Source organism: Enterobacter sp. FB (assembly GCF_000805795.1).
Lineage (GTDB): Bacteria > Pseudomonadota > Gammaproteobacteria > Enterobacterales > Enterobacteriaceae > Enterobacter > Enterobacter roggenkampii.
Genome location: NZ_JSZC01000006.1, coordinates 195,617 through 217,503 on the forward strand (window position 1 = coordinate 195,617; position 21,887 = coordinate 217,503).

At 55.9% G+C, this 21,887-nt stretch carries 21 protein-coding genes, 1 tRNA gene and 1 pseudogene; 5 read left to right on the plus strand and 18 right to left on the minus strand.

The genetic code is table 11. The features are described from left to right. Nucleotides 1-59: 59 nt before the first annotated feature. The 4 genes from PI91_RS03370 to ygjG form a co-directional block, all read right to left on the minus strand. Entirely contained in the window at nt 60-767 is a 708-nt protein-coding gene (locus PI91_RS03370; RefSeq protein ID WP_008503169.1) for a fimbria/pilus periplasmic chaperone, read from the minus strand. A 45-nt stretch (nt 768-812) separates the two neighbouring features. Further along, on the minus strand, nt 813-1,346 hold the full coding sequence (locus PI91_RS03375) for a fimbrial protein (RefSeq protein ID WP_021242352.1): 534 nt from the start codon (nt 1,344-1,346) through the stop codon (nt 813-815). A 72-nt stretch (nt 1,347-1,418) separates the two neighbouring features. Further along, the gene (locus PI91_RS03380; protein WP_008503171.1) at nt 1,419-1,961 is read right to left on the minus strand and encodes a fimbrial protein BcfA; all 543 of its coding nucleotides are present in this window, start codon (nt 1,959-1,961) and stop codon (nt 1,419-1,421) included. Nucleotides 1,962-2,472: 511 nt separating this feature from the next. Continuing rightward, on the minus strand, nt 2,473-3,852 hold the full coding sequence (gene ygjG, locus PI91_RS03385) for a putrescine aminotransferase (RefSeq protein ID WP_008503172.1): 1,380 nt from the start codon (nt 3,850-3,852) through the stop codon (nt 2,473-2,475). A 436-nt stretch (nt 3,853-4,288) separates the two neighbouring features. Here ygjG and PI91_RS03390 point away from each other — a divergent pair, with 436 nt between their 5' ends. Beyond that, on the plus strand, nt 4,289-5,809 hold the full coding sequence (locus PI91_RS03390) for a PAS domain-containing methyl-accepting chemotaxis protein (protein ID WP_039265436.1): 1,521 nt from the start codon (nt 4,289-4,291) through the stop codon (nt 5,807-5,809). A 337-nt stretch (nt 5,810-6,146) separates the two neighbouring features. Further along, nucleotides 6,147-7,706 (plus strand): methyl-accepting chemotaxis protein, encoded by a 1,560-nt coding sequence (locus PI91_RS03395; protein ID WP_039265437.1) that lies wholly within the window; start codon nt 6,147-6,149, stop codon nt 7,704-7,706. Here PI91_RS03395 and PI91_RS03400 read toward each other — a convergent pair. Then, complete coding sequence (locus PI91_RS03400; RefSeq protein WP_008503175.1) at nt 7,703-8,197, minus strand: PadR family transcriptional regulator; 495 nt, start codon at nt 8,195-8,197, stop codon at nt 7,703-7,705. The two genes, PI91_RS03395 and PI91_RS03400, sit on opposite strands and share 4 nt — an antisense overlap. 147 nt (nt 8,198-8,344) lie before the next feature. Between PI91_RS03400 and PI91_RS03405 the strand changes: the two genes are divergently transcribed. Further along, the gene (locus PI91_RS03405; RefSeq protein ID WP_039265438.1) at nt 8,345-9,109 is read left to right on the plus strand and encodes a siderophore-interacting protein; all 765 of its coding nucleotides are present in this window, start codon (nt 8,345-8,347) and stop codon (nt 9,107-9,109) included. Here the strand turns inward: PI91_RS03405 and PI91_RS03410 are convergent, their stop codons facing one another. The 4 genes and pseudogenes from PI91_RS03410 to PI91_RS03420 all read right to left on the minus strand — a co-directional run bounded on the left by PI91_RS03410 (nt 9,110) and on the right by PI91_RS03420 (nt 11,411). Beyond that, complete coding sequence (locus PI91_RS03410; RefSeq protein WP_039265439.1) at nt 9,110-10,279, minus strand: DNA repair protein; 1,170 nt, start codon at nt 10,277-10,279, stop codon at nt 9,110-9,112. A 478-nt stretch (nt 10,280-10,757) separates the two neighbouring features. Continuing rightward, nucleotides 10,758-11,009, minus strand: coding sequence for a DUF2542 family protein (locus PI91_RS26600; RefSeq protein WP_110915166.1), 252 nt, complete (start codon nt 11,007-11,009; stop codon nt 10,758-10,760). A gap of 24 nt (nt 11,010-11,033) precedes the next feature. Further along, nucleotides 11,034-11,171, minus strand: a pseudogene (locus PI91_RS26360) (site-specific integrase); the annotation flags it as partial. Between the two features lie 164 nt (nt 11,172-11,335). Beyond that, nucleotides 11,336-11,411 (minus strand) — tRNA-Ile (locus PI91_RS03420). 124 nt (nt 11,412-11,535) lie between these two features. On the opposite strand from PI91_RS03420, the gene mug reads away from it, so the two are divergent. Then, nucleotides 11,536-12,042 carry a G/U mismatch-specific DNA glycosylase gene (gene mug, locus PI91_RS03425; protein ID WP_039265440.1) on the plus strand — a complete coding sequence of 169 codons (507 nt, stop codon included), beginning with the start codon at nt 11,536-11,538 and terminating at the stop codon, nt 12,040-12,042. A gap of 96 nt (nt 12,043-12,138) precedes the next feature. On the opposite strand, the gene rpoD is transcribed toward mug, so the two are convergent. The 3 genes from rpoD to rpsU form a co-directional block, all read right to left on the minus strand. Then, nucleotides 12,139-13,986 (minus strand): RNA polymerase sigma factor RpoD, encoded by a 1,848-nt coding sequence (gene rpoD / locus PI91_RS03430; RefSeq protein WP_008503184.1) that lies wholly within the window; start codon nt 13,984-13,986, stop codon nt 12,139-12,141. A gap of 154 nt (nt 13,987-14,140) precedes the next feature. Beyond that, on the minus strand, nt 14,141-15,886 hold the full coding sequence (gene dnaG / locus PI91_RS03435; protein WP_023294585.1) for a DNA primase: 1,746 nt from the start codon (nt 15,884-15,886) through the stop codon (nt 14,141-14,143). A gap of 114 nt (nt 15,887-16,000) precedes the next feature. After that, entirely contained in the window at nt 16,001-16,216 is a 216-nt protein-coding gene (gene rpsU, locus PI91_RS03440; protein ID WP_001144069.1) for a 30S ribosomal protein S21, read from the minus strand. Nucleotides 16,217-16,452: 236 nt separating this feature from the next. Between rpsU and tsaD the strand changes: the two genes are divergently transcribed. Further along, on the plus strand, nt 16,453-17,466 hold the full coding sequence (tsaD, locus tag PI91_RS03445; protein ID WP_028014471.1) for a tRNA (adenosine(37)-N6)-threonylcarbamoyltransferase complex transferase subunit TsaD: 1,014 nt from the start codon (nt 16,453-16,455) through the stop codon (nt 17,464-17,466). An 87-nt stretch (nt 17,467-17,553) separates the two neighbouring features. On the opposite strand, the gene ureG is transcribed toward tsaD, so the two are convergent. The 6 genes from ureG to PI91_RS03475 are packed head-to-tail and all read right to left on the minus strand — an operon-like array spanning nt 17,554 to nt 21,882. After that, nucleotides 17,554-18,171, minus strand: a complete 618-nt coding sequence (gene ureG, locus PI91_RS03450) for an urease accessory protein UreG (protein ID WP_008503187.1) — start codon at nt 18,169-18,171, stop codon at nt 17,554-17,556. A gap of 9 nt (nt 18,172-18,180) precedes the next feature. Beyond that, entirely contained in the window at nt 18,181-18,855 is a 675-nt protein-coding gene (locus PI91_RS03455; RefSeq protein ID WP_008503188.1) for an urease accessory protein UreF, read from the minus strand. After that, complete coding sequence (locus tag PI91_RS03460; protein ID WP_023326096.1) at nt 18,855-19,394, minus strand: HupE/UreJ family protein; 540 nt, start codon at nt 19,392-19,394, stop codon at nt 18,855-18,857. The genes PI91_RS03455 and PI91_RS03460 overlap by 1 nt, the downstream gene beginning before the upstream one ends. Before the next feature lie 9 nt (nt 19,395-19,403). Continuing rightward, nucleotides 19,404-19,862: an urease accessory protein UreE gene (gene ureE, locus PI91_RS03465; protein WP_032675515.1), complete on the minus strand. Its 459-nt coding sequence runs from the start codon at nt 19,860-19,862 to the stop codon at nt 19,404-19,406. 9 nt (nt 19,863-19,871) lie between these two features. Continuing rightward, a complete protein-coding gene (ureC, locus tag PI91_RS03470) occupies nt 19,872-21,575 on the minus strand; it encodes an urease subunit alpha (RefSeq protein WP_039265441.1) in 1,704 nt (567 codons plus the stop codon). Continuing rightward, nucleotides 21,568-21,882 carry an urease subunit beta gene (locus PI91_RS03475; protein ID WP_023294581.1) on the minus strand — a complete coding sequence of 105 codons (315 nt, stop codon included), beginning with the start codon at nt 21,880-21,882 and terminating at the stop codon, nt 21,568-21,570. The genes ureC and PI91_RS03475 overlap by 8 nt, the downstream gene beginning before the upstream one ends. Nucleotides 21,883-21,887 lie beyond the last annotated feature (5 nt).

Sequence of the window (21,887 nt, forward strand, 5' to 3'; positions counted from 1 at the left end):
ATGCTAAGTACTTCCTTCCTTGAAGACAAAATGCAGGTCTGCTATTTCATTTCAGGTTGTTAATGGGAACAAATCTGCGTAGGGGTATTTGCGCCGAAATCATTCACTGTCTGGAATTTCACACTGCCGGAACCGCCGCCGGGGATATCCACCGTCAACGTGTTTTTAGGTGCGACCATTGAATTGGGAAGACGGGTTCCCCCAACAAAGAACTGCACCAACGATACGTAATACGGTGATGGATTCGTTATGATGACTTTTCCATTTTCTGTCCGACACGTCAGCGTTTTGGGCGCATCCACGGAAAGGGATGTTAATTTCTTAGGGCGAATGAATAACTTAATCACACTCTGTGTTGCTATTTGCAGCGTATTGCCCTGAAGCTTATTTTTATCGACAGACGGAATAGCCTTGCTGTTCAGATAGAAAACAGTTTCGCGATCGGCAGGAAGGTCGGGGCCGATATACATAATACGCAGCGTGTTCTCTTTCTTAGGGTGGATAACAAACAACGGTGGCGTAAGGATAAAGTCTGGTGACTTGATACCCTCAACGTTGGCTACCCATGATTGTATTAAGAACGTATTGTCTGCCGACGAATTGATCACCGGTAATGAAACCTGTTTATCCCCTTGCGGATAAATGACGCGGGTAGCCCCTAAAGCAATTCCACCTGCAGAGGCATTCGTTGCCAGACCCATTGTCAGCAGCAACGTACCAGCCATCATCAGGCGAGACAAAGACGTAGGTGATGTGTTCATTTGCATTGTTCCCTCAATTCTCATGACGAGGCACTCGGGCCTCTGAGTGTTTTACTGGTAGACGACGTTAAACCATACCTGGGCGTCGGCCGTACCAGCCTGAACGTGCGGTTGTGTGGAGCGGTATTTCGCCATAAAACGCAGAACATTGGCGCCGTTCTGCAAGGGGGCGTACCAGGGCGGGGCTGTATCCGGAATAAGTAGATGGCCGGTTGCGTCAAATATTCCCACACCAATCCCCTGCGCTGCGCCTGCGCCATAACCTGCGCGAAAAATTTGCGGGTCTTTTGCATCGGACTCGCCGCTGAACAGTACGCCCGCACGTTGACTGACGCTGGTATCGCAGTCTTCTAGCGTTATCTGAAAGGCTGTTGGTGCTGCCCAATCGCCCGTTGCGGCAAATTCGTTATTGCGTATTTGGCCCATACGCACAATCTGGTCCTGACTTTCTGCACTGACGGAACAGCCGGTGTTGACGACTTGCCCCTGAAAATGCACGCTTCCGTCGTCAATTGCCGAGGCGGGCAGTGCAACGCACAGCAATACGCTGAAAAACAGCACTGATTGCCTGGTGACCTGTCGCATAGTGACTCCGTTTCGATGGATCGGCAAAACACCCCCGAATCAGATTCCGAGGGTGTTACTGCAGCTAACGAATCAGGAGTAAACCATCTGGAATGTTGCAGTCGAGGATACGTTACCCGGCGTGGCCGCACCGGTAGCGATGTAGTCAACGCTCAGCGGGATGGTGTTCTCGCCATTGATCAGCTTCACGTTGGAGGAGGTATCACCGATATTGAGTACGTTACCATCCGGTCCGAACAGTTGCAGTGCGACGTTAGTTGCTGAGCCAGCGCCCGCTGTGTTAGCCAGTGAACCTGCCAGTGCTGCGTCTTGCTGACCGTTGAAAATCACAGCGGCGTTCTGGCTTACCGTGGTGTCACAATCTTCCAGAACGATTTTGAAATCTTCTTTCTGGTTCGCCTGCATTCCTTTTGTCGTCAATTTCACAGTACGAACCTGGCTCAGCGTTACAGTCTGATCTACGGAGTCAGCTGCGACCGAACATGCAGCATTAACAACCTGGCCAACGAAGTTAACCGTACCGCCAGAAACCGTGACGGTGTCTGCCTGTGCGTTCATCGCTACGCCACTTACCATTGCCGTTGCAATGACCATTGCTAAAACGTGCTTTTTCATACAAATCCTTTTAAATAAACATCTTTCTGTCAAATTGAAATTGAGTAAAAGCTATATGCTTTCACAGCGTGAACTTGAATAACGTTTAACAAGTTCCGTTATTTAGAATATGCATTTCGCATAATGGACGGGCTTATTGAAAAGCTCTTTTCATCATGTTTATGATGTTCCGCGGCAGGTATTCTAGGAGTCGTGAAATATTATTTCAATGTATGGTGGTATAATATGCCGTTAGTTTTTTTTAGGTATAATATTAGAATTAATTAATATTTTTAAATGATGTAAGTAGTGGTGTTTTTACCGGGTTTTAACAATGGGCGGCCTGTTTGCGGTCAAATAGATAAAGGTGGTGTATGGATATCGGTTTGGTTGCAAAAAAAATCATGTAAGAGAAAAGGAACTTTATAATTTTAAAAGTATAAATGTATGTCTGAAATATAATACTATTATTTCAATTTGTAATATTTATACCAGAAAAATGAAATCCCCCTCGGTTAAGAGGGGGGATTGATCAGATCTCTTCTACGCGCACTCTGAGTGCTGCCAGCGCTTTACGTGCCGCTTTTAGCACCTGCTCACACTGCTCAATGGTCAGCGTAAGCGGCGGTTCAATACGAATGGTTTTTGCGTTATTAAGCGTTCCGGCCACCAGCACTCGCTGCCTGAACATCTCGCTCGCGAAGCTGTAGCCGATTTCGTTATCAACGAACTCAATCGCCATCAGCATCCCTTTGCCGCGCGCTTCCTGCACAAGGTCAGGGTATTCCCGGCCCAGCTGGCGGAAGCCGTCCAGCAGCATGTCGCCTTTTTGCTCCGCCTGCGCAGGCAGGTTTTGCTCCAGCAGCACGTTGATGGTCGCCAGCGCCGCCGCACAGGCCAGCGGGTTACCGCCAAAGGTGGTGGTATGCAGGAACGGATTGTCGAACAGCACCGAGAAGACTTCTTCGGTGGCGACCGTCGCGCCAATCGGCATCACGCCGCCGCCGAGCGCTTTCGCCAGGCACAGAATGTCCGGCTGCACGTTTTCGTGCTCGCAGGCGAACATCTTGCCGGTACGCCCCATGCCGGTCTGGACTTCGTCGAGGATCAGCAGCGCGCCAAACTCGTCGCACAGCTGACGCACGGCAGGCAGATAGCCCTGCGGAGGGAGGATGACGCCGCCTTCACCCTGAATGGGCTCCAGGATCACCGCCGCCACGTCATCGCCGGTTTTACGGCATTCACTCAGCACGGTGCGCATGGCGTTAATGTCGCCGAACGGCACGTGGCGGAAGCCCGGCAGCAGCGGCATAAACGGTTTACGGAAAGTGGATTTCGCGGTCGCCGACAGTGCGCCGAGGGATTTACCGTGGAACGCGCCGCTGGTGGCGATAAAGGTGAATTTCCCGCGCGGCGACTGGTACGCTTTGGCGAGCTTAATCGCCGCTTCGACCGATTCTGTGCCGCTGTTGCTGAAGAAGCTGTATTTCAGTTTGCCGGGCGTTAAGGCCGCCAGCGTTTTCGCGAGCATGGCGCGAAGCGGGTCGAGCAGTTCCTGGCTATGGAGAGGTTGTTTCGCAAGTTGATTCTGTACGGCGGAAACCACAACTGGATTACGGTGCCCCACGTTGAAAATTCCAAAACCTCCCAGGCAATCGATAAACTCCTGTCCCTGGGTGTCGACAAGCGTGTTGAGACTTCCCGCTTGCCACTCTACGGCTCCGTAATCCCCGCCGGCGGTAACAGATTTGCGATACTCCAGAAACCCTGGATTGACGTGCTCTTTAAAGTAATCGATGACCTCACGGTTAAGTTGTTTCATCTCCTCATGATCAAGCGTTCGCTTCTCAATGAGATTCAGTGCGTGCGCGGTACAGGCAAGAGCCGAGGCGCTGGAAGGTAACCTGTTCAAAATGTGCTCCCGGGGATCGCGTATCACATGATACTGGTTTAAGTATTGCAGGGATTACGCCACTTCAGAGGCCTTAACGAAAATCGGGATAAACGCCAGGTTAAAATAATGTTGCACAATATTTAATCATGCCGATAGAAGCCAAACGGGATTTAGCGGTACGGGGCAGCAAGTATGAAGAAAGGGGGGAAGAGCGTCGCTGCACTAAAGAGGTGCATACGCTGCAACTTAAGCGGGCATTAACAGGTCATACTTTGTCGGTAATTTCTTTGCGAAAGTATTTTAAATCAATGAATTAAAATATCGTACAAAAAGTATGGTTTAAGTCAAATCTGCGATCTTCATCAAGTTTAACAACTAAAGATAAATTGTTTACCGCCGAAAAAACATTGACCCACAAAATTAACATTCAAATAACCTGCAAGGGATGCTCACGATGTCCTCTCCAACCTATGTCACCCAGAATGAATATCCTCTGGACGATGACACCACCTTAATGTCTACCACAGACGTCCACAGCTACATCACCCACGCCAACGACACCTTTGTGCAGGTGAGCGGCTATCAGCTCGATGAGCTGACGGGCCAGCCGCACAATATGGTGCGCCATCCCGATATGCCAAAAGCTGCGTTTGCCGATATGTGGTACACGCTGCAGCAGGGCGAGCCGTGGAGCGGGATTGTCAAAAACCGGCGCAAAAACGGTGACCACTACTGGGTGCGTGCTAACGCGGTGCCGATGGTGCGCCGCGGGCAGGTGACGGGCTATATGTCGATTCGCACCAGAGCCACAGCGGAAGAGATCGCCGCCGTGGAGCCGCTCTACCGGGCGCTGAACGACGGGCGCTGTAAAAAACGTATTCACAAAGGGCTGGTGGTGGGAAAGGGCTGGCTGGGTAAACTCCCGGCCATGCCGCTGCGCTGGCGCGTGCGCAGCGTGATGGCGGTGCTCTTTGCCGGACTCGCCGCCACGCTGGCTGCCACCTCCGCAGGCTGGTTACCGCTTACCGCCGCTGCGGTGGTGATGCTGATGGGAACGCTGCTGTTTGAGCAACAGATTGTCCGCCCGATAGAGAATGTGGCGCGACAGGCGCTGAAGGTCGCCACCGGCGAGCGCAACAGCGTGCAGCATCTTAGCCGCAGCGATGAGCTGGGCCTGACGCTGCGCGCGGTAGGACAACTTGGCCTGATGTGCCGCTGGTTGATCAATGACGTGTCGAGCCAGGTGGTGAGCGTCCGTGACGGCAGCGACAGGCTGGCGCAGGGGAATGAAGATTTGAACGATCGGACCCGTCAGACCGTCGCGAACGTGCAGCAGACCGTCGCGACAATGAACCAGATGGCCGCGTCCGTTCAGAGTAACTCCGAAACCGCCGCCGAGGTGGACAAACTCTCCGTGGCCGCCAGCAGCGCGGCGACGAAAGGGGGCAACGCGATGCAGACCGTCGTTAAAACGATGGATGACATTGCCGACAGCACGCAGCGCATTGGCTCGATCACCTCCCTGATTAACGATATCGCGTTCCAGACCAACATTCTGGCGCTAAACGCGGCAGTTGAAGCGGCAAGGGCAGGGGAGCAGGGCAAAGGGTTTGCCGTGGTCGCGGGCGAAGTCCGTCATCTCGCCAGCCGCAGCGCCAGTGCGGCTAACGATATTCGTAAACTCATTGATGCCAGCGCCAGCAAGGTGCAGTCCGGCTCTGAGCAGGTTCACGCCGCGGGCCGTACGATGGATGATATCGTTGTGCAGGTGAAAAACGTGACCCAGCTTATCGCCCAGATCAGCCACGCGACCTCCGAGCAGGCAACCGGCTTATCAGAGCTAACCCGCGCGGTAGCTGAACTCGACAGCATCACGCAGAAAAACGCCGATCTGGTCGAGGAGAGCGCGCACATTTCGGCCATGGTGAAGCACCGCGCCGGACGCCTTAAGGATGCGGTGACCGTGCTCCATTGAGTCAGTCATGTTCCAAAAAAGCCGTTTATACCGTAGGGAATAAACGGTTTTTTATTTTTCTGATTGTGACTATTAATGGGGTTTGTTGTTAATTTAATATTAAATAACTAAAGAAAGTGCCTCAGTTATTTATTCCTGCCTAAGTCAGTTCTTCAGAATGCTATTTCGAAAATACCCCGTTTGGCGGTCTGGTAACGATCGATGAGGCCATATTAATAGCCTGCACCTATGTATTGTGAGGATTATGAAATAAAAAAACGATCAAACTCATAAAGTTAGCGAAATCGTTACCGATAACAGCGATCGTCTGAGAAATAATCACATCGATGGAGAAAATATGTTCTTTCATGACGTAAAGATCGGCACGAAATTATTTCTGGCGTTTGGGTTCTTTATTGTCCTGATGGCGATCAGCGCAAGTGTGTCTTTGCTGAGCCTGAACCGGGCAAATAATGGGATGCAGTCCATTGTTACCCATGACTATCCGACCACGGTAAAAGCGAACCAGTTAATTGATAACTTCCAGGAATTTATTAGCACTCAACAGCTGATGCTGCTGGACGAGCAGGGTACCTACACGGGGCAATCTCAGCAGCGCCTCAAAGAGATCAGCGAGCATATCACGGTGATCCTGGGCGAGCTGAACAACGCCTTGCAGGATCAACAGTCTCAGCAGGTGCTGGCGGATATCCGCAGCGTGCGCCAGCAGTACCTGGATTCACGCTACCGCATTCTGCAGGCGGTGCAGAACAACAACCGTGCGGGCGCCATACAGGAAATGATGACCACCACCCTCACCGTGCAGCAGGCTTATAAAGCGAAGGTGAAGGAGCTGATCGCCATTCAGAACAGCGAGATGCAGCGTGCGGGCACGCAGGTGGAAGGAGATTTCAGGTCTAACCGTCTGCTGCTGATCCTGCTCACGCTCTTTAGCGTTGCGGCAGGCAGCCTGATTGGCTGGTTTATCGTGCGCGCCATCACCCGCCCGCTCGGTGAGGCGGTGAATTTTGCAAAAGCCATTTCAGAGGGCGATCTCACGGGCAGCATTACGCCACACGGCAAAGACGAAACGGGCCTGCTGCTGCATGCGCTGATGGAGATGAAGACGCGTCTGCTGGACATTGTGCAGCAGGTGCAAACCGGCTCGGAGAATATCTCCAGCGCTGCCGCGCAGATTGTCGCCGGGAACCAGGATCTGGCCGCACGCACGGAAGAGCAGGCCAGCTCCGTTGAACAGACTGCCGCCTCGATGGAGCAGATCACCGCCACGGTGAAAAATACCGCCTCGCATACCGGTGAAGCGACCAACCTTTCTGCCGATGCCGCCACGGTGGTCAAAAACAACGGTGAGATGATGAAGCAGGTGACCAGCAAAATGCGCCTGATTAACGAGACCTCCAACCGGATGTCCGACATTATCGACCTGATCGACGCTATTGCGTTCCAGACCAATATTCTGGCGCTGAACGCGGCGGTGGAAGCGGCGCGCGCCGGTGAGCACGGCCGCGGCTTTGCGGTAGTGGCCGGAGAGGTGCGCCAGCTTGCCCAGAAGAGCGCGTCGTCTGCCAGCGAAATCCGCGAGCTGATTGAGAGCTCCACCAGCCAGACCCAGGACGGGATGAACCTGGTCGAAAAAGCGAGTGGGCTGATTAACGGCATGGTTGGCAACGTGGAGGAGATGGATGCGATCCTGCGCGAGATCCGTCAGGCCAGCCATGAGCAGACGGAGGGGATCTCGCAGATCAACAGCGCGATTGGCCTGATTGATGCCACTACCCAGCAAAACTCCGCGCTGGTGGAGGAATCCGTCGCGGCGGCGGCATCGCTTAACGAACAGGCGATGCACCTGAAAGAGCTGGTACGCGTCTTCCGCGTGAGCGAGCACGCACCGGCTTAATCCAGCTGGGAGATCTCCAGCGCCGCGCGGTCGATTACGCCGATAATCTGCTTAAGCTGCGCGTCGCTGAGCTCTCCCTGATTCACCTTCAGGTCTAATACCGCCTTGAAGTTATCCAGCGCCCGCTTCATCTGCGGGTTTTTGCGTAGCTGAAAGCCGACGCTGCGCGCTTTGATACGCACCTGGATCTGTTCCAGCTGTTCCCGATTTTCGTCCAGCCAGCGTTGTCCTTCAGCGGTAATCGCAATGCGCTTACGCCCGTTCTCTTCTTCTGTAATGGTGATAAACGCCTGATCCTGCAAATAATCCAGGGTTGGATAGATGACGCCCGGGCTCGGGGTGTAGTTCCCCTGGGTCAGGTTCTCGATCTCTTTAATCAGCTCATAGCCGTGGCTCGCGTTGCGGGTCAGGATATCCAGAATCACCAGCCGCAAATCGCCGTGGCCGAAAAAGCGCGGCCGACGTCCGCCGCCCTCGTGTTCGTGTCGCATAGTATTCCCTTTATTTTGATATATCTAAACTATATCTAAGATATATTCAGATGCAATCTAAAAGATCTTGCATTTTTCCTTATTAGTAATCATTATCATTTGAAAATTGATTTAGATATATCGTATTCACCAGAAAAGGGTCTAAAAATGGCATCTACTCGTTATCCACAGCGTGTTCGTAATGACCTGCGTTTTCGCGAGCTGACGGTGCTCCGCGTTGAGCGCGCCAGCGCGGGTTTCCAGCGCATTGTTTTAGGCGGCGAGGCGCTGGAGGGCTTTAGCTCCCGCGGTTTCGACGACCATACCAAAGTCTTTTTCCCGGCACCCGGGACGACGTTTACGCCGCCGGTGGTCACCGATGAAGGCATCGACTGGGGCGACGGCGTGCGTCCGCAGGCGCGCGACTATACGCCGCTATACGATGAGGCAAATCATGAGCTGGTTCTCGATTTCTTCATTCATGACGGCGGCATTGCCAGCAGCTGGGCGGTTGAGGCGAAAGCGGGAGACAAGCTGACCATCGGCGGCCCGCGCGGTTCGCTGGTGGTGCCGGAGGATTACGCCTGGCAGCTGTACGTGTGCGATGAATCCGGCATGCCCGCGCTGCGCCGACGCTTAGAGAGCATTGCTCAACTGCCGGTTCGCCCGGACATACACGCGGTCGTGACGGTTGGGGATGAATCGTATAAGGACTATCTGGCGGACCTGAGCGATTTCAACATCACCTGGGTGGTGGGCCATAGCGAGCAGGCAGTCGCTGACCATCTGGCGGCGCTGAGCGTTCCGGAGGACGATTACTTTATCTGGCTGACCGGGGAAGGGAAGGTGGTGAAACGCCTGAGCCGTCAGTTTGAAACCGACGCGATTGACCCACAGCTGGTGCGTGCCAGCGCATACTGGCACGCCAAATAATCAGGCTGCCGAATCCAGCTGCGCTTCGCTCACCTGATGTTCGAGCGAGGCGCGGACCTCGTGCAGCGCTTTCTCCTGCTGAGCAAAGTACGCTTCCATATTGCTCAGCGAGGAGACCAGCAGCCAGGACTCCTCTTTCTCCAGCTCCGCCAGCTCGTTCACTAAAATGTCGATTTGCTCGCGAACCTGCGCCATTTTTTTGCGGATACGTTCCAGATCGTTCAGCCTGTCGCTTGCCATCAATGGTTCGAAGCCCTGCTGCAGGCGGGCCACCAGCGAACGAATGGCTTTCACATCCCCGCGCTGCTTCGCCTGGTTAAGCTGTACCATCATGTTGTTGGCTTCTTCTTTCAGATCGTCCGCCACCAGATCCGGGTGGCAGAGCTTGCTCGCCTGCCGCCAGAGACGCTTGAGTTCGTTCTGGTCCTCTTGTGAAAGATGCTTACCTTTGCGCAGCCGCACTTCGGCATCGTGATGCTGTTCGCGATACTTCTCGTACTCTTCGTTGGCCTCGTCGCGAGCCTGACGCGCAGGCTCCTCCTCGCGCGTTAAGCCGCTCTCCAGCTCCAGCGCTTCGGCCAGCAGGTTGGCAATCAGATTGCTTTGCTGCTCCAGATGCTTACGCGCCTCGGCGGCCTGCACGGAGTCCGCCGGGAGATCGCGCCAGCGCTGGGTCAGCGTCGCCAGCACCTCTACCGCCTGCGCCATATAGTGCTGGCAGCGACGGTAATCCTCCTCGCGCCGACGCGCTTCCGCCTGCTGACGACGCAGGTTCAGCTCCGCCAGCGTTTTACGCAGGGCGAGGATCTGCTGCATCAGCGGCCCGAGGCGGGAGAAATAGAGATCGTTGAACTCATCAAGCTGCTGCACCCGCGCGTTGCGGCGGTCAATCAGATCGCGCAGACGCTCTTCCAGCGCCTTCAGCTCCAGCTTGCTGGCCGCCACCTGCGGATCGCGCCACGGCGTCACGGCGCGCTGGCCCTGCAGCCAGGCGGTAATGGCCGCCATGGCCGCGGTATAGTTCTTCTCCTCAAGCGCCACGACGATTGCCTGTAGCTCATCGTCAAACGCTTCATTTTTCAGGCGTGTCAGCTGGCTCTGGATGATGTCGTCATCTTCCAGTTCAATGGCATTTTTAATGATTTCTAGCCGTTTGATCGGTGTGCTCATGATGCCTTTCGCTTTGGCGCTTAAGTATTTGAGTTAAGGTTAGTTGTTGTAAAAGCTACAGGAAATAATACACACGGATGATGATCGGCGCGATGGGGGATTTCTTTAGTTTTTAGGGTTTGTGAGGGTGAGCGGCACGCCGGACTACGTGTGATTGATTCCGTATGTGCTTGCATAGGGTGCAGCAAAAATCAGAGGCGGGGTGTAACCTGGCAAATGCTTGGGGGAAAACTCAGGGGACAACAAGGGGGCACCCGTTATTCAGCCAACAAAAAAGCCACTCAATCGAGTGGCTTAATCATATGATTCTACAGCTTAAATTTGGTATCCCCTGCTGGACTAGAACCCGCGACCTGGCGATTCTGAACTCAATTTTAAAGATTTATAAAACAATAAGTTAGTTTGTTTTTTTATGGTTTTTTGCATCGAATAATGTCAAATATGAAAGCATAGTGAATAGGTTTGCTGCCAACGATGTCTATAAAAAATGATAATCGCCATTCAGGAGGTAAAGGGCTAAACCAATCATAAAGGAGCCGAACAGCGAAAACACAGTGTTATACCAGTAGAAGTAGATAGGTGTTTCGGAGCGGTAGATGTAGTAGTTTTCATATGTGCCTTTATACCAACCGACGAAGACCCCACTTCTAAGAGCTTTTGCTGAATGAAAAATCATCCACAATCCGCAAAGAAGTACACAGATCAATACTAATAATGTATCCCATTCCATATATTGTCTTCTAAAAACAATGATTTATAAAATTGTTGGTGGGGTGAGCAATGTCGCTTCGTTCAGGTGGTCAGGTGCAAAGTAAGCGTAGCGCATCGTTACCTTAATATCAGTGTGTCCAGGAATGCGCTGGAGTACAAGGATGTTGCCCCCGCGCATCATAACCACTGCATCCGAAGGGGTTGCATCAACAACTTTCGTACTAGCCCGCTGCTGGCGGGTTTTTTTATGGAACTCCTACTGCCATTTCGCTGCCAACGGGATTTAAATAAACAAAAAGGCCACTCGCGTGAGTGGCCTAAGTATATGTATTTACTGCTAAAATTTGGTGGCCCCTGCTGGACTTGAACCAGCGACCAAGCGATTATGAGTCGCCTGCTCTAACCACTGAGCTAAGGGGCCGTGGCGGTGAATTATAAAGTAACTCCCCGCAGCAATCCAGCCATTCACACCTGCCTGCTGTTTTTATAAACAACGCATTATCAATCCTTTATACTTCCATAACGATGTATCAGCGGGAGTAAAGATGATCAACGATATTCTGGCCCCTGGCCTGCGGGTGGTGTTCTGCGGAATCAACCCGGGCAAGTCCTCGGCGCACACCGGTTTTCACTTTGCCCATCCGGGCAATCGCTTCTGGAAGGTGATCTATCAGGCCGGATTTACCGACAGGTTACTCAAGCCCGAAGAGGAGCTGCTCCTGCTGGATACGCGCTGCGGAATTACCATGCTGGTCGAGCGGCCGACGGTACAGGCAAGCGAGGTCAACCTGCATGAACTGCGCAGCGGCGGGCGGGAGCTGGTGAAGAAGATTGAAGACTACCAGCCGGCCGCACTGGCGATCCTCGGCAAGCAGGCCTACGAGCAGGCATTCAGCCAGCGCGGGGCTAAGTGGGGTAAGCAGAGCATCATGATTGGCGTTACGCAGGTGTGGGTGTTGCCGAACCCGAGCGGGCTCAACAGGGCGACGCTGGACAAGCTGGTAGAGGCGTATCGGGAGCTGGATGAGGCGCTGATGGTACGGGGGCTTTAGGGCTTCTACGGCCTGATGCCCTCACCCTGACCCTTTCCCACAGGTCGAGGCAATAAAAAAGCTCCCCGAGGGGAGCTTTTTCACTGTCAGAACAGATTAGTCGTCCAGGAAGCTACGCAGCACTTCAGAGCGGCTTGGGTGACGCAGCTTACGCAGCGCCTTCGCTTCGATCTGACGGATACGTTCGCGGGTAACGTCGAACTGTTTACCCACTTCTTCCAGGGTATGGTCGGTGTTCATATCGATACCGAAACGCATACGCAGCACTTTCGCTTCACGGGCGGTCAGGCCAGCCAGAACATCGTGCGTTGCGGCACGCAGGCTCTCGGTGGTGGCAGAGTCAAGCGGCAGCTCGAGGGTGGTATCCTCGATGAAATCACCCAGATGCGAATCTTCATCATCACCAATTGGTGTTTCCATGGAGATTGGCTCTTTGGCGATCTTCAGCACTTTACGGATCTTGTCTTCCGGCATCAGCATGCGCTCGGCCAGCTCTTCCGGCGTCGGCTCGCGACCCATCTCCTGCAGCATCTGGCGGGAAATACGGTTGAGCTTGTTGATGGTCTCAATCATATGCACCGGAATACGGATGGTGCGCGCCTGATCCGCGATAGAGCGGGTGATAGCCTGACGGATCCACCAGGTTGCGTAGGTGGAGAACTTGTAACCACGACGGTATTCAAACTTGTCTACCGCTTTCATCAGACCGATGTTGCCTTCCTGAATCAGATCCAGGAACTGCAGACCGCGGTTGGTGTATTTCTTGGCGATAGAGATAACCAGACGCAGGTTCGCTTCAACCATCTCTTTCTTCGCACGGCGGGCTTTCGCTTCACCGATGGACATGCGACGGTTGATATCTTTAACCTGCTCGATGGTCAGGCCGGTCTCTTCTTCAATCTGCTGCAGCTTCTGCAGGCCGCGATACACGTCTTCTTTCACGTCGTGCAGCTTTTCAGACCACGGCTTGTTCATCGCGATAGCCGCGTTGAACCAGGTTTCGCTGGTTTCGTTGCCGGTGAAGAGGGTGATGAAGTTCTTCTTCGGCATTTTGCACTGCTCAACGCACAGCTTCATGATGATGCGTTCCTGGGTACGTACGCGATCCATCATCACGCGCATGCTGTTCACCAGGTAGTCGAACTGTTTTGGCACCAGGCGGAACTGTTTGAACACTTCAGACAGTTTCAGGATCTCTTCCTGAGCGGCTGCGTGGCTGCGGCCTTTCGCTTTGATGGTGTCACGCGTCACTTCGTACTGAGTACGCAGCTCGGCAAACTTCTCGCGCGCCAGTTCCGGGTCGATGCTGTTGTCATCATCGGCGCTGTCGTCGTCGCTCTCTTCCTCATCTTCGTCTTCGTCATCATCCATCTCTTCCTGAGACAGTTCAGAACCGACGTGAGTGGCGGTAGGTGCCATATCTTCTTCAGCGTTCGGGTCGACAAAACCGGTGATCAGGTCAGACAGGCGCGCTTCTTCCGCTTCAACGCGATCGTACTGCTCCAGCAGATAGGTGATCGCTTCCGGGTACTCGGCAACAGAGCACTGAACCTGGTTGATCCCGTCTTCGATGCGTTTTGCGATGTCAATTTCGCCTTCGCGGGTCAACAGTTCAACGGTACCCATTTCGCGCATGTACATGCGGACCGGGTCAGTGGTACGCCCGATTTCAGATTCCACGCTGGACAGTACCTGTGCAGCAGCTTCTTCCGCATCTTCGTCAGTGTTGTTGGAGGTTTCAGCCAGCAACAGATCATCGGCATCCGGTGCTTCTTCCATCACCTGAATGCCCATGTCATTGATCATTTGGATGATGTCTTCGATTTGATCTGAATCGACGATATCTTCCGGCAGATGGTCATTGACCTCGGCATAGGTCAGATAGCCTTGCTCCTTACCACGTTGGACAAGAAGTTTCAGCTGTGACTGCGGGTTTTGCTCCATAAGACGGTATCCACACTTAATTCGTTTGATTGGTGTCGGCGATGGGGCTGCCAACCTTTAAAGCGAGGGCGTACTTATATTTTTGCCGCTGCCTCTCAGTGCGGCTGCCGGGGGCTTCCCGATCGATATTCGGCACTTAAGCCGTTAAATTTATTTATTTCTTCGCCAGTTCCTGGTTAATCATCCAGAGCTCCCGGCGTTCTTCGCTGCTCAAACCGTGTGTGCGCTCGCGAGCTATCAACTCTTCCTGGCGCAGCTCAAGCATCGAATCAAACATATGGTTGAGTGAGTCGGTGAACGTTTTTTCTGCAATGTCCTTATCTGCTATATCGTCCCACATCGACAATTTTTCAAGGGTAGCGGCCTCTTTTGTGCCGCGATAATGCTCTAAAAGTTGTCCGGTGGTCAGACCTGGCTGAGACAAACAGGTGTTGACCAGTTCTGAAAATAAGCCAAGCCCGGGCAATTTTTCGTGGTTCAAACCCGCCAGCGACGGCACCTGTGGCGCCAGCTCGGGGTTTTGTACCAGTAACCCTATCAGTATACGCATGGTTGTGCGTTTTAGCTGAGGCGCGGGGCGAACCGCACCGTTTTCAGCCTGTTTAGGCATTAAACGTTCAAGCTGGCTGTCATCCAGAATGCCGAGCTTGTTGCCTAACTCCTGACGCAGGTAGATGCGCAGCGTTTCGCCGGGCACCTGACTGATTAACGGCAGCGCCAGCGTGCTGAGCTGCGCGCGCCCGTCAGGAGTACTCAAATCGACCTGCGGCATCAGGCTGTTAAACAAAAACGTGGAGAGCGGCTGTGCCTGCTCCATCCGCGCTTCAAACGCCGCTTTGCCCTCTTTACGCACCAGCGTATCCGGGTCTTCACCGTCGGGCAGGAACATAAAGCGCAACTGACGCCCGTCGGTCATATAGGGTAGCGCGGTTTCCAGCGCGCGCCAGGCGGCATCGCGTCCGGCGCGGTCTCCGTCGTAACAACAAATCACGTTGTTGGTCACGCGGAACAGCAGCTGGATGTGATCCGCCGTCGTGGACGTTCCTAACGACGCAACCGCGTAGTTAATGTCGTACTGCGCCAGCGCAACGACGTCCATATAGCCTTCGACGACCAGAAGACGCGGAGGTTCCGCGTTATCCTGCTGCGCCTCATAAAGGCCGTAAAGCTGGCGGCCCTTATGGAAAATATCGGTTTCCGGGGAGTTGAGGTACTTCGGCAGGGCATCACCCAGCACGCGACCACCAAAACCAATTACCCGGCCTCGCTTGTCGCGGATTGGGAACATTACCCGTTCGCGGAAGCGGTCGTAGCTTCGTCCCTGGTCGTTGGTGACCAGCATGCCTGCATCGATGAGAGACTTACGATCTTCGCTATTGCCGCCAAAACGTTTTAACACGTTGTCCCAGCCGGGCGGGGCGTAGCCAATAGCGAAACGCGCAATGACATCGTCGCTCAGTCCGCGCTTGTTCAGATACTGACGCGCAGGCTCAGCCGCAGAGTGCTTAAGAGACTGTTGGTAAAACGAATTCAGGCCATCCATCAGTTGATACAGCGTTTGCCGTTGATGGCGCTCGATCTGACTTGGCCCACTGCCAGCTTCATACGGCACTTCAAGGTTATGCATTGCCGCCAGCTCTTCGACGGTTTCAACGAACTCGAGCTTGTCGTAGTTCATTAAAAAATCGACGGCATTACCGTGAGCACCACAGCCGAAGCAATGGTAAAACTGCTTTTCACCGTTTACGGTGAAGGAGGGGGTTTTTTCGTTATGGAACGGACAGCACGCATGGTAATTCTTGCCCTGCTTCTTCAGCTTTACCCGCGCGTCGATGAGATCGACGATGTCGGTTCTGGCGAGCAGGTCATTGATGAAAACGCGTGGGATTCTTCCGGCCATATGCCCCAAAATTTAAGCGACTTATAAACGAAAACAAGCCGCGCATTCCTTCCGGAAGCACGGCCTTACGACTATTACTCTGTCTGTCAATTGAGGGCTGAGGCCCTCAACCAATTAGTACAGACGAGTACGGCGTGCGTTTTCGCGAGCCAGTTTCTTCGCGTGACGTTTCACAGCGGAAGCTTTAGCGCGCTTACGTTCGGTCGTTGGTTTTTCATAAAACTCACGACGACGAACTTCAGCCAGAACACCTGCTTTCTCGCATGAACGTTTGAAGCGACGCAGTGCTACGTCGAACGGCTCGTTTTCACGTACTTTAATTACCGGCATGTAACTCTCACCTTTAATAAATTCGGTTTGCCGCTGGCATCAACGCCAGCTTATTTCAAAATGGTGCGGAATTTTACTGCAAATGCTGCTGCTTTGTAAAGCACCGATGCGATTTTGAAAGGGACTTTAATAAGGGTGAGGAGTATACACGAGCCTTCTTCCTGGGGCGAACAAAGTTTTACTTCAATCCGCCCAGGCTCTACACTGCGCGGTATTGAAACGAGGTAAAACAAGTCATGCGTGTACTGGGTATTGAAACATCCTGCGATGAAACCGGCATCGCCATTTACGACGACGAAAAAGGGCTTCTGGCCAACCAACTGTATAGTCAGGTGAAATTGCACGCTGACTACGGCGGCGTCGTGCCTGAACTGGCCTCTCGTGACCACGTGCGTAAAACGGTTCCCCTGATCCAGGCGGCGCTGAAAGAGGCCGGGTTAAGTTCAACCGATATTGATGCCGTAGCCTATACCGCCGGTCCGGGCCTGGTCGGTGCGCTGCTGGTCGGCGCAACGGTTGGCCGTTCGCTGGCCTTCGCGTGGGACGTGCCGGCCATCCCGGTTCACCATATGGAAGGGCACCTTCTGGCACCGATGCTGGAAGAGAATCCGCCTGAATTCCCGTTTGTGGCGCTGCTGGTCTCCGGTGGACATACCCAGCTGATTAGCGTGACGGGCATTGGCAAGTACGAGCTGCTGGGCGAGTCGATCGACGACGCCGCCGGTGAAGCGTTCGACAAAACCGCCAAGCTGCTGGGACTCGATTACCCAGGCGGCCCGATGCTGTCCAAAATGGCGTCGCAGGGAACGGAAGGGCGCTTTGTCTTCCCGCGTCCGATGACCGACCGTCCGGGGCTGGACTTCAGCTTCTCCGGGCTGAAAACCTTCGCGGCCAACACGATCCGCAATAACGACGACAGCGATCAGACCCGCGCCGATATCGCCCGCGCGTTTGAAGATGCAGTGGTGGATACGCTGATGATCAAGTGCAAGCGCGCGCTGGATCAGACCGGCTTCAAGCGTCTGGTGATGGCGGGCGGCGTCAGCGCCAACCGCACGCTGCGCGCGAAGCTCGCCGAGATGATGCAAAAGCGTCGCGGAGAAGTGTTCTACGCGCGTCCGGAATTCTGCACCGATAACGGGGCGATGATCGCCTACGCGGGGATGGTGCGCCTGAACGCTGGCGCAACGTCTGACCTGAGCGTGTCCGTGCGTCCGCGCTGGCCGCTGGCGGAACTGCCTGAGGCGTGAGTTTTTTTGCCCGGTGGCGCTGCGCTTACCGGGCCTACAAAACCGTAGGCCGGGTCAGGCGAAGCCGCCACCCGGCAATAACCCGCACTACACCCGCAGCATCCCTTTCTCTTCCAGAAACGCAATGATCGTTCCCAGACCGTCTCCCGCTTTCAGGTTAGTAAAGGTCCACGGACGCTCGCCGCGCATGCGGTTGGTGTCGCGCTCCATCACCTCCAGCGAGGCGCCGACGTACGGCGCGAGATCGGTTTTGTTAATCACCAGAAAATCGGACTTGGTGATCCCCGGCCCGCCCTTGCGCGGAATTTTTTCCCCTTCGGCCACGTCAATCACGTAGATGGTCAGATCCGCCAGCTCCGGGCTGAAGGTCGCGCTCAGGTTGTCCCCGCCGCTTTCCACGAAGATCAGATCCAGATTGCCGAACTTCTCGCTGAGCGCTTCCACCGCCGCCAGGTTCATCGAGGCGTCTTCGCGGATAGCGGTATGCGGGCAGCCGCCGGTCTCCACGCCCACGATGCGCTCTGGCGCCAGCGCGCCCGCCTCGGTCAGGATGCGCTGATCCTCTTTGGTGTAGATATCGTTGGTCACCACCGCCAGGTGATACGTGTCGCGCATTGCCTTGCAGAGCGCTTCCAGCAGCGCGGTTTTGCCCGACCCTACCGGGCCACCCACGCCCACGCGCAGGGGATGTTTGTAATCAGCCATGTTGACTCCTCAGGAACGGAATAGTCGTGAATATTGGGTTTCGTGGCGCGCGGAGGCGATGGCGGACAGCGGCGTAGCTGCCCCCAGCGCGTCGTCGCGACGTAAAAAGGCCTGTTCAAGCCCGGCGGCAAAATGGTCGCTCAGCTCGATAATCAGCTGCTGCGCCGCCTGCTGCCCAAACGGCACCAGCTTGACGCCCGCCATCACCGCGCTCTCAATCCAGCTGTAGCCGAGGCTCAGCGCCAGCTCGCGCACGTCAATGCCCCAGCGCACGCCGAGCCACGCCATGCCGCAGAGCTGGCTTTGCCTGCACAGCGCCAGCCATTCTGCCGGGCAGTCCGGCTCCCAGCTTTTGATGAGACGCGTAAAGGCCGCTCCGCGGTTGCGTTCTTCTTCGCGCAGCTCGCGCGTTTCCCGACAGGCGAGCAGGTATGCCGTCCAGCGTTTGGCCGTCGCCAGGTCGTTCCGATTGCAGGCCTGGCAGAGACGGTGAAACAGCGGCAGATCGACGCAGAAAAAACTCTGCTCCATCTGCTGGATCTGCCAGCGTTTAAAGGCGTCGGCGTTCGCGACCCAGCCCGCCTCCACGGCCCACTCCAGCCCCTGCGACCAGGTAAACGACCCGACCGGCAGGCTGCTGCTGGAGAGCTGCATCAGGCGCAGCCACTGGCGGGCGTGCTCCATCAGCTCATCAGCGCCAGCAGGGCGGAGACGATCAGCCCGCCGCCGAAGGTTTTACGCAGACCGTCGTGACGGCGCAGCAGCAGCCCAGCGGCAAAGCTGGCGCACAGCACCGTGGCGCTGGCGAACATAAACCCGCTGGTGAACAGCCAGAAGCTATGGCCGGACATCTCCACGCCGTGCGCCCAGCCGTGGAACATCGCTAGGGCAGGCACCGCGAGCAGCAGACGATTTTCGGTTTTAAACATCATCACGCCGCTGACCGCCAGCGAGGCAATAATCAGCATCTCCATGCCGCTAAAGCCGCCGAGCAGGCTGCCCGCAACGGCGCCGACAAGCATCATCCCGAGGGTGGCAAACGGCAGCAGGAGCTTGCGGCCGCTCAGTGCCGAGAGCACGCCTGCGCCCGCTAGCATCAGCAGGTGATCGAGCCCGGTCAGCGGATGGAAAAAACCGGCCTGAAAGCTGTCGGCACCGTGGCCGGGATGCGCGAGCGCGGGAACGGAAAAAGCCAGCAGTAACAGGGGGAGTAACTTGCGCATGATGAGTCCTTAATGTGAATGGGCGTGAGAATGGCTATGGGCATCGCTGGCATACGCGCCCGCTTCCGGTTCAAACGGCAGGCTGGCGTAGGTCACCTCCAGCCCAAACTGGCGCAGCATGTCGTCGAGAACGTGATCGTGGTGATAGCGCAGCTCGCCGGGCATCACCTGCAGCGGCACGTGGCGGTTGCCCAGGTGGTAACAGGCGCGGGCGAGCAGGAACGGATCGGCACAGCGCACCACGGAGACCGACTCCGGGGCGGCGATCACTTCGATCACTTCGCTGCCGTCGTCGGTGGTCAGCAGGTCCCCCCCGCGCAGCAGCAGGCCGCGCGGCAGCATCAGCCCGGCTTCGCGGCCGTCGTTCAGCGCTACGCGGGCGCGGCTTTTCACCCGTACGTCAATCGGCAGCGTGACGCTGGCGGTAGTCGGATGTGCATGGTCCAGGCGTTGGGTCAGATAAATCATCATTACTCCTCAAAACAGGAAATAGCGTTGCGCCATCGGCAGAACGTCAGCCGGTTCGCTGGTAATCAGTTCGCCGTCGACGCGCACCTCGTAGGTTTGCGAATCAACGGTGATGTTCGGTTGCAGAGCGTTGTGGATCATGTCGGCCTTTTTCACCGTCCGGCAGCCTTTCACCACCGCCGTGGCGCTCTGCAGACTGAGCTGCTGGGGGATACCGTTCGCGTGAGCCGCCTGCGAGACAAACGTCAGTCGCGTGGCGTGGCGCGCGGCGCCCAGCGCGCCAAACATCGGGCGGTAATGCACCGGCTGCGGCGTGGGGATTGAAGCGTTGATGTCACCCATCGGCGCGCAGGCGATCATCCCGCCCTTGACGATGGTGGCGGGCTTGACGCCGAAGAACGCCGGGGACCAGACCACCAGATCTGCCAGCTTGCCCGCCTCAATCGAACCCACTTCATGGGCGATACCGTGGGTCAGCGCTGGGTTAATGGTGTACTTGGCGACATAGCGCTTCACGCGGAAGTTGTCGTTTTCGCCGGTCTCTTCCGGCAGCGCGCCGCGCTGGACCTTCATGCGGTGCGCGACCTGCCAGGTACGGATAATCACTTCCCCGACGCGGCCCATGGCCTGCGAGTCTGACGACGTGAGCGAGAACGCGCCGATGTCGTGCAGCACGTCTTCCGCGGCGATGGTCTCCCGACGAATGCGGGATTCTGCAAACGCCACGTCCTCGGCGATATCCGGGTCGAGGTGATGACAAACCATCAGCATGTCGAGATGCTCGTCGATGGTATTGACCGTGTAGGGCAGCGTCGGGTTGGTGGAGGAGGGCAGAATATTCGGGTGCGCGCAGGCGGTGATGATATCCGGCGCGTGGCCACCGCCCGCCCCTTCGGTGTGGAAGGTGTGGATGGTGCGCCCGGCGATAGCCGCCAGCGTGTCTTCGACAAACCCGGACTCGTTCAGCGTGTCGCTGTGCAGCGCCACCTGAATGTCCATCTCTTCGGCCACCTCCAGCGAGCAGTTGATTGCCGCAGGCGTCGCGCCCCAGTCTTCGTGGATCTTCAGCCCGATGGCGCCCGCGGCAATCTGCTCGCGCAGGGCATCCGGGTTGGAGCCGTTCCCCTTGCCGAGCAGGCCGATATTCACCGGAAGCGTATCGGCAGCCTGCAGCATGCGGGCGATATACCACGGCCCCGGCGTGCAGGTGGTGGCGTTGGTGCCCGCCGCCGGACCGGTGCCGCCGCCGATCATGGTGGTGACGCCGGAGACCAGCGCCTCTTCCGCCTGCTGCGGGCAGATCCAGTGGATGTGGGTGTCGATCCCGCCTGCGGTGACGATCTTCCCTTCGGCGGCAATCACTTCCGTCGCCGCGCCAATCGGGATCGTCACACCGGGCTGGATGTCCGGGTTCCCGGCTTTACCGACGGCAAAGATCCGCCCGTTCTTGACGCCGATATCGGCTTTCACGATCCCCCAGTGATCGACGATCAGCGCGTTGGTCAGCACCAGATCCACGCAGTCGTCTGCGGTCATCTGCCCCTGACCCATGCCGTCGCGGATCACCTTCCCGCCGCCGAACTTGACCTCTTCGCCGTAGATCGTGAGATCGTCTTCCACTTCAATCCACAGCTCGCTGTCGGCCAGCCGCACCTTATCCCCGGTGGTGGGGCCAAACATATCGGCGTAGGCCCGGCGTGAAATGTCAGCCATGTTTCACCTCGCCCATCACCTCACCGCGAAAGCCAACAATGCGCTGCGCCCCCGAGACCTGAACCAGCGTCACTTCCCGCTTCTGGCCGGGCTCAAAGCGCACGGCGGTGCCTGCCGGGATGTTTAACCGGTAGCCTCGGGTCGCCTCACGGTCAAACTTCAGCGCCGGGTTGACCTCGTAAAAGTGATAGTGCGATCCGACCTGGATCGGCCTGTCGCCGTGATTTTCGACAATCACGGTTTGGGTTTCGCGCCCGACGTTGATCGCAATCGTGCCGGGCTGGATCTGGTATTCGCCTGGGATCATCACGC

Bases quoted from the DNA above. Each gene is read 5' to 3' on its own strand.
- PI91_RS03370 (WP_008503169.1), bottom strand. From the start codon at position 767: ATGCAAATGAACACATCACCTACGTCTTTGTCTCGCCTGATGATGGCT.
- PI91_RS03375 (WP_021242352.1), bottom strand. From the start codon at position 1,346: ATGCGACAGGTCACCAGGCAATCAGTGCTGTTTTTCAGCGTATTGCTG.
- PI91_RS03380 (WP_008503171.1), bottom strand. From the start codon at position 1,961: ATGAAAAAGCACGTTTTAGCAATGGTCATTGCAACGGCAATGGTAAGT.
- PI91_RS03390 (WP_039265436.1), top strand. From the start codon at position 4,289: ATGTCCTCTCCAACCTATGTCACCCAGAATGAATATCCTCTGGACGAT.
- PI91_RS03395 (WP_039265437.1), top strand. From the start codon at position 6,147: ATGTTCTTTCATGACGTAAAGATCGGCACGAAATTATTTCTGGCGTTT.
- PI91_RS03400 (WP_008503175.1), bottom strand. From the start codon at position 8,197: ATGCGACACGAACACGAGGGCGGCGGACGTCGGCCGCGCTTTTTCGGC.
- PI91_RS03405 (WP_039265438.1), top strand. From the start codon at position 8,345: ATGGCATCTACTCGTTATCCACAGCGTGTTCGTAATGACCTGCGTTTT.
- PI91_RS03410 (WP_039265439.1), bottom strand. From the start codon at position 10,279: ATGAGCACACCGATCAAACGGCTAGAAATCATTAAAAATGCCATTGAA.
- PI91_RS26600 (WP_110915166.1), bottom strand. From the start codon at position 11,009: ATGGAATGGGATACATTATTAGTATTGATCTGTGTACTTCTTTGCGGA.
- mug (WP_039265440.1), top strand. From the start codon at position 11,536: ATGATCAACGATATTCTGGCCCCTGGCCTGCGGGTGGTGTTCTGCGGA.
- rpoD (WP_008503184.1), bottom strand. From the start codon at position 13,986: ATGGAGCAAAACCCGCAGTCACAGCTGAAACTTCTTGTCCAACGTGGT.
- dnaG (WP_023294585.1), bottom strand. From the start codon at position 15,886: ATGGCCGGAAGAATCCCACGCGTTTTCATCAATGACCTGCTCGCCAGA.
- rpsU (WP_001144069.1), bottom strand. From the start codon at position 16,216: ATGCCGGTAATTAAAGTACGTGAAAACGAGCCGTTCGACGTAGCACTG.
- tsaD (WP_028014471.1), top strand. From the start codon at position 16,453: ATGCGTGTACTGGGTATTGAAACATCCTGCGATGAAACCGGCATCGCC.
- ureG (WP_008503187.1), bottom strand. From the start codon at position 18,171: ATGGCTGATTACAAACATCCCCTGCGCGTGGGCGTGGGTGGCCCGGTA.
- PI91_RS03455 (WP_008503188.1), bottom strand. From the start codon at position 18,855: ATGGAGCACGCCCGCCAGTGGCTGCGCCTGATGCAGCTCTCCAGCAGC.
- PI91_RS03460 (WP_023326096.1), bottom strand. From the start codon at position 19,394: ATGCGCAAGTTACTCCCCCTGTTACTGCTGGCTTTTTCCGTTCCCGCG.
- ureE (WP_032675515.1), bottom strand. From the start codon at position 19,862: ATGATTTATCTGACCCAACGCCTGGACCATGCACATCCGACTACCGCC.
- ureC (WP_039265441.1), bottom strand. From the start codon at position 21,575: ATGGCTGACATTTCACGCCGGGCCTACGCCGATATGTTTGGCCCCACC.
- PI91_RS03475 (WP_023294581.1), bottom strand. From the start codon at position 21,882: ATGATCCCAGGCGAATACCAGATCCAGCCCGGCACGATTGCGATCAAC.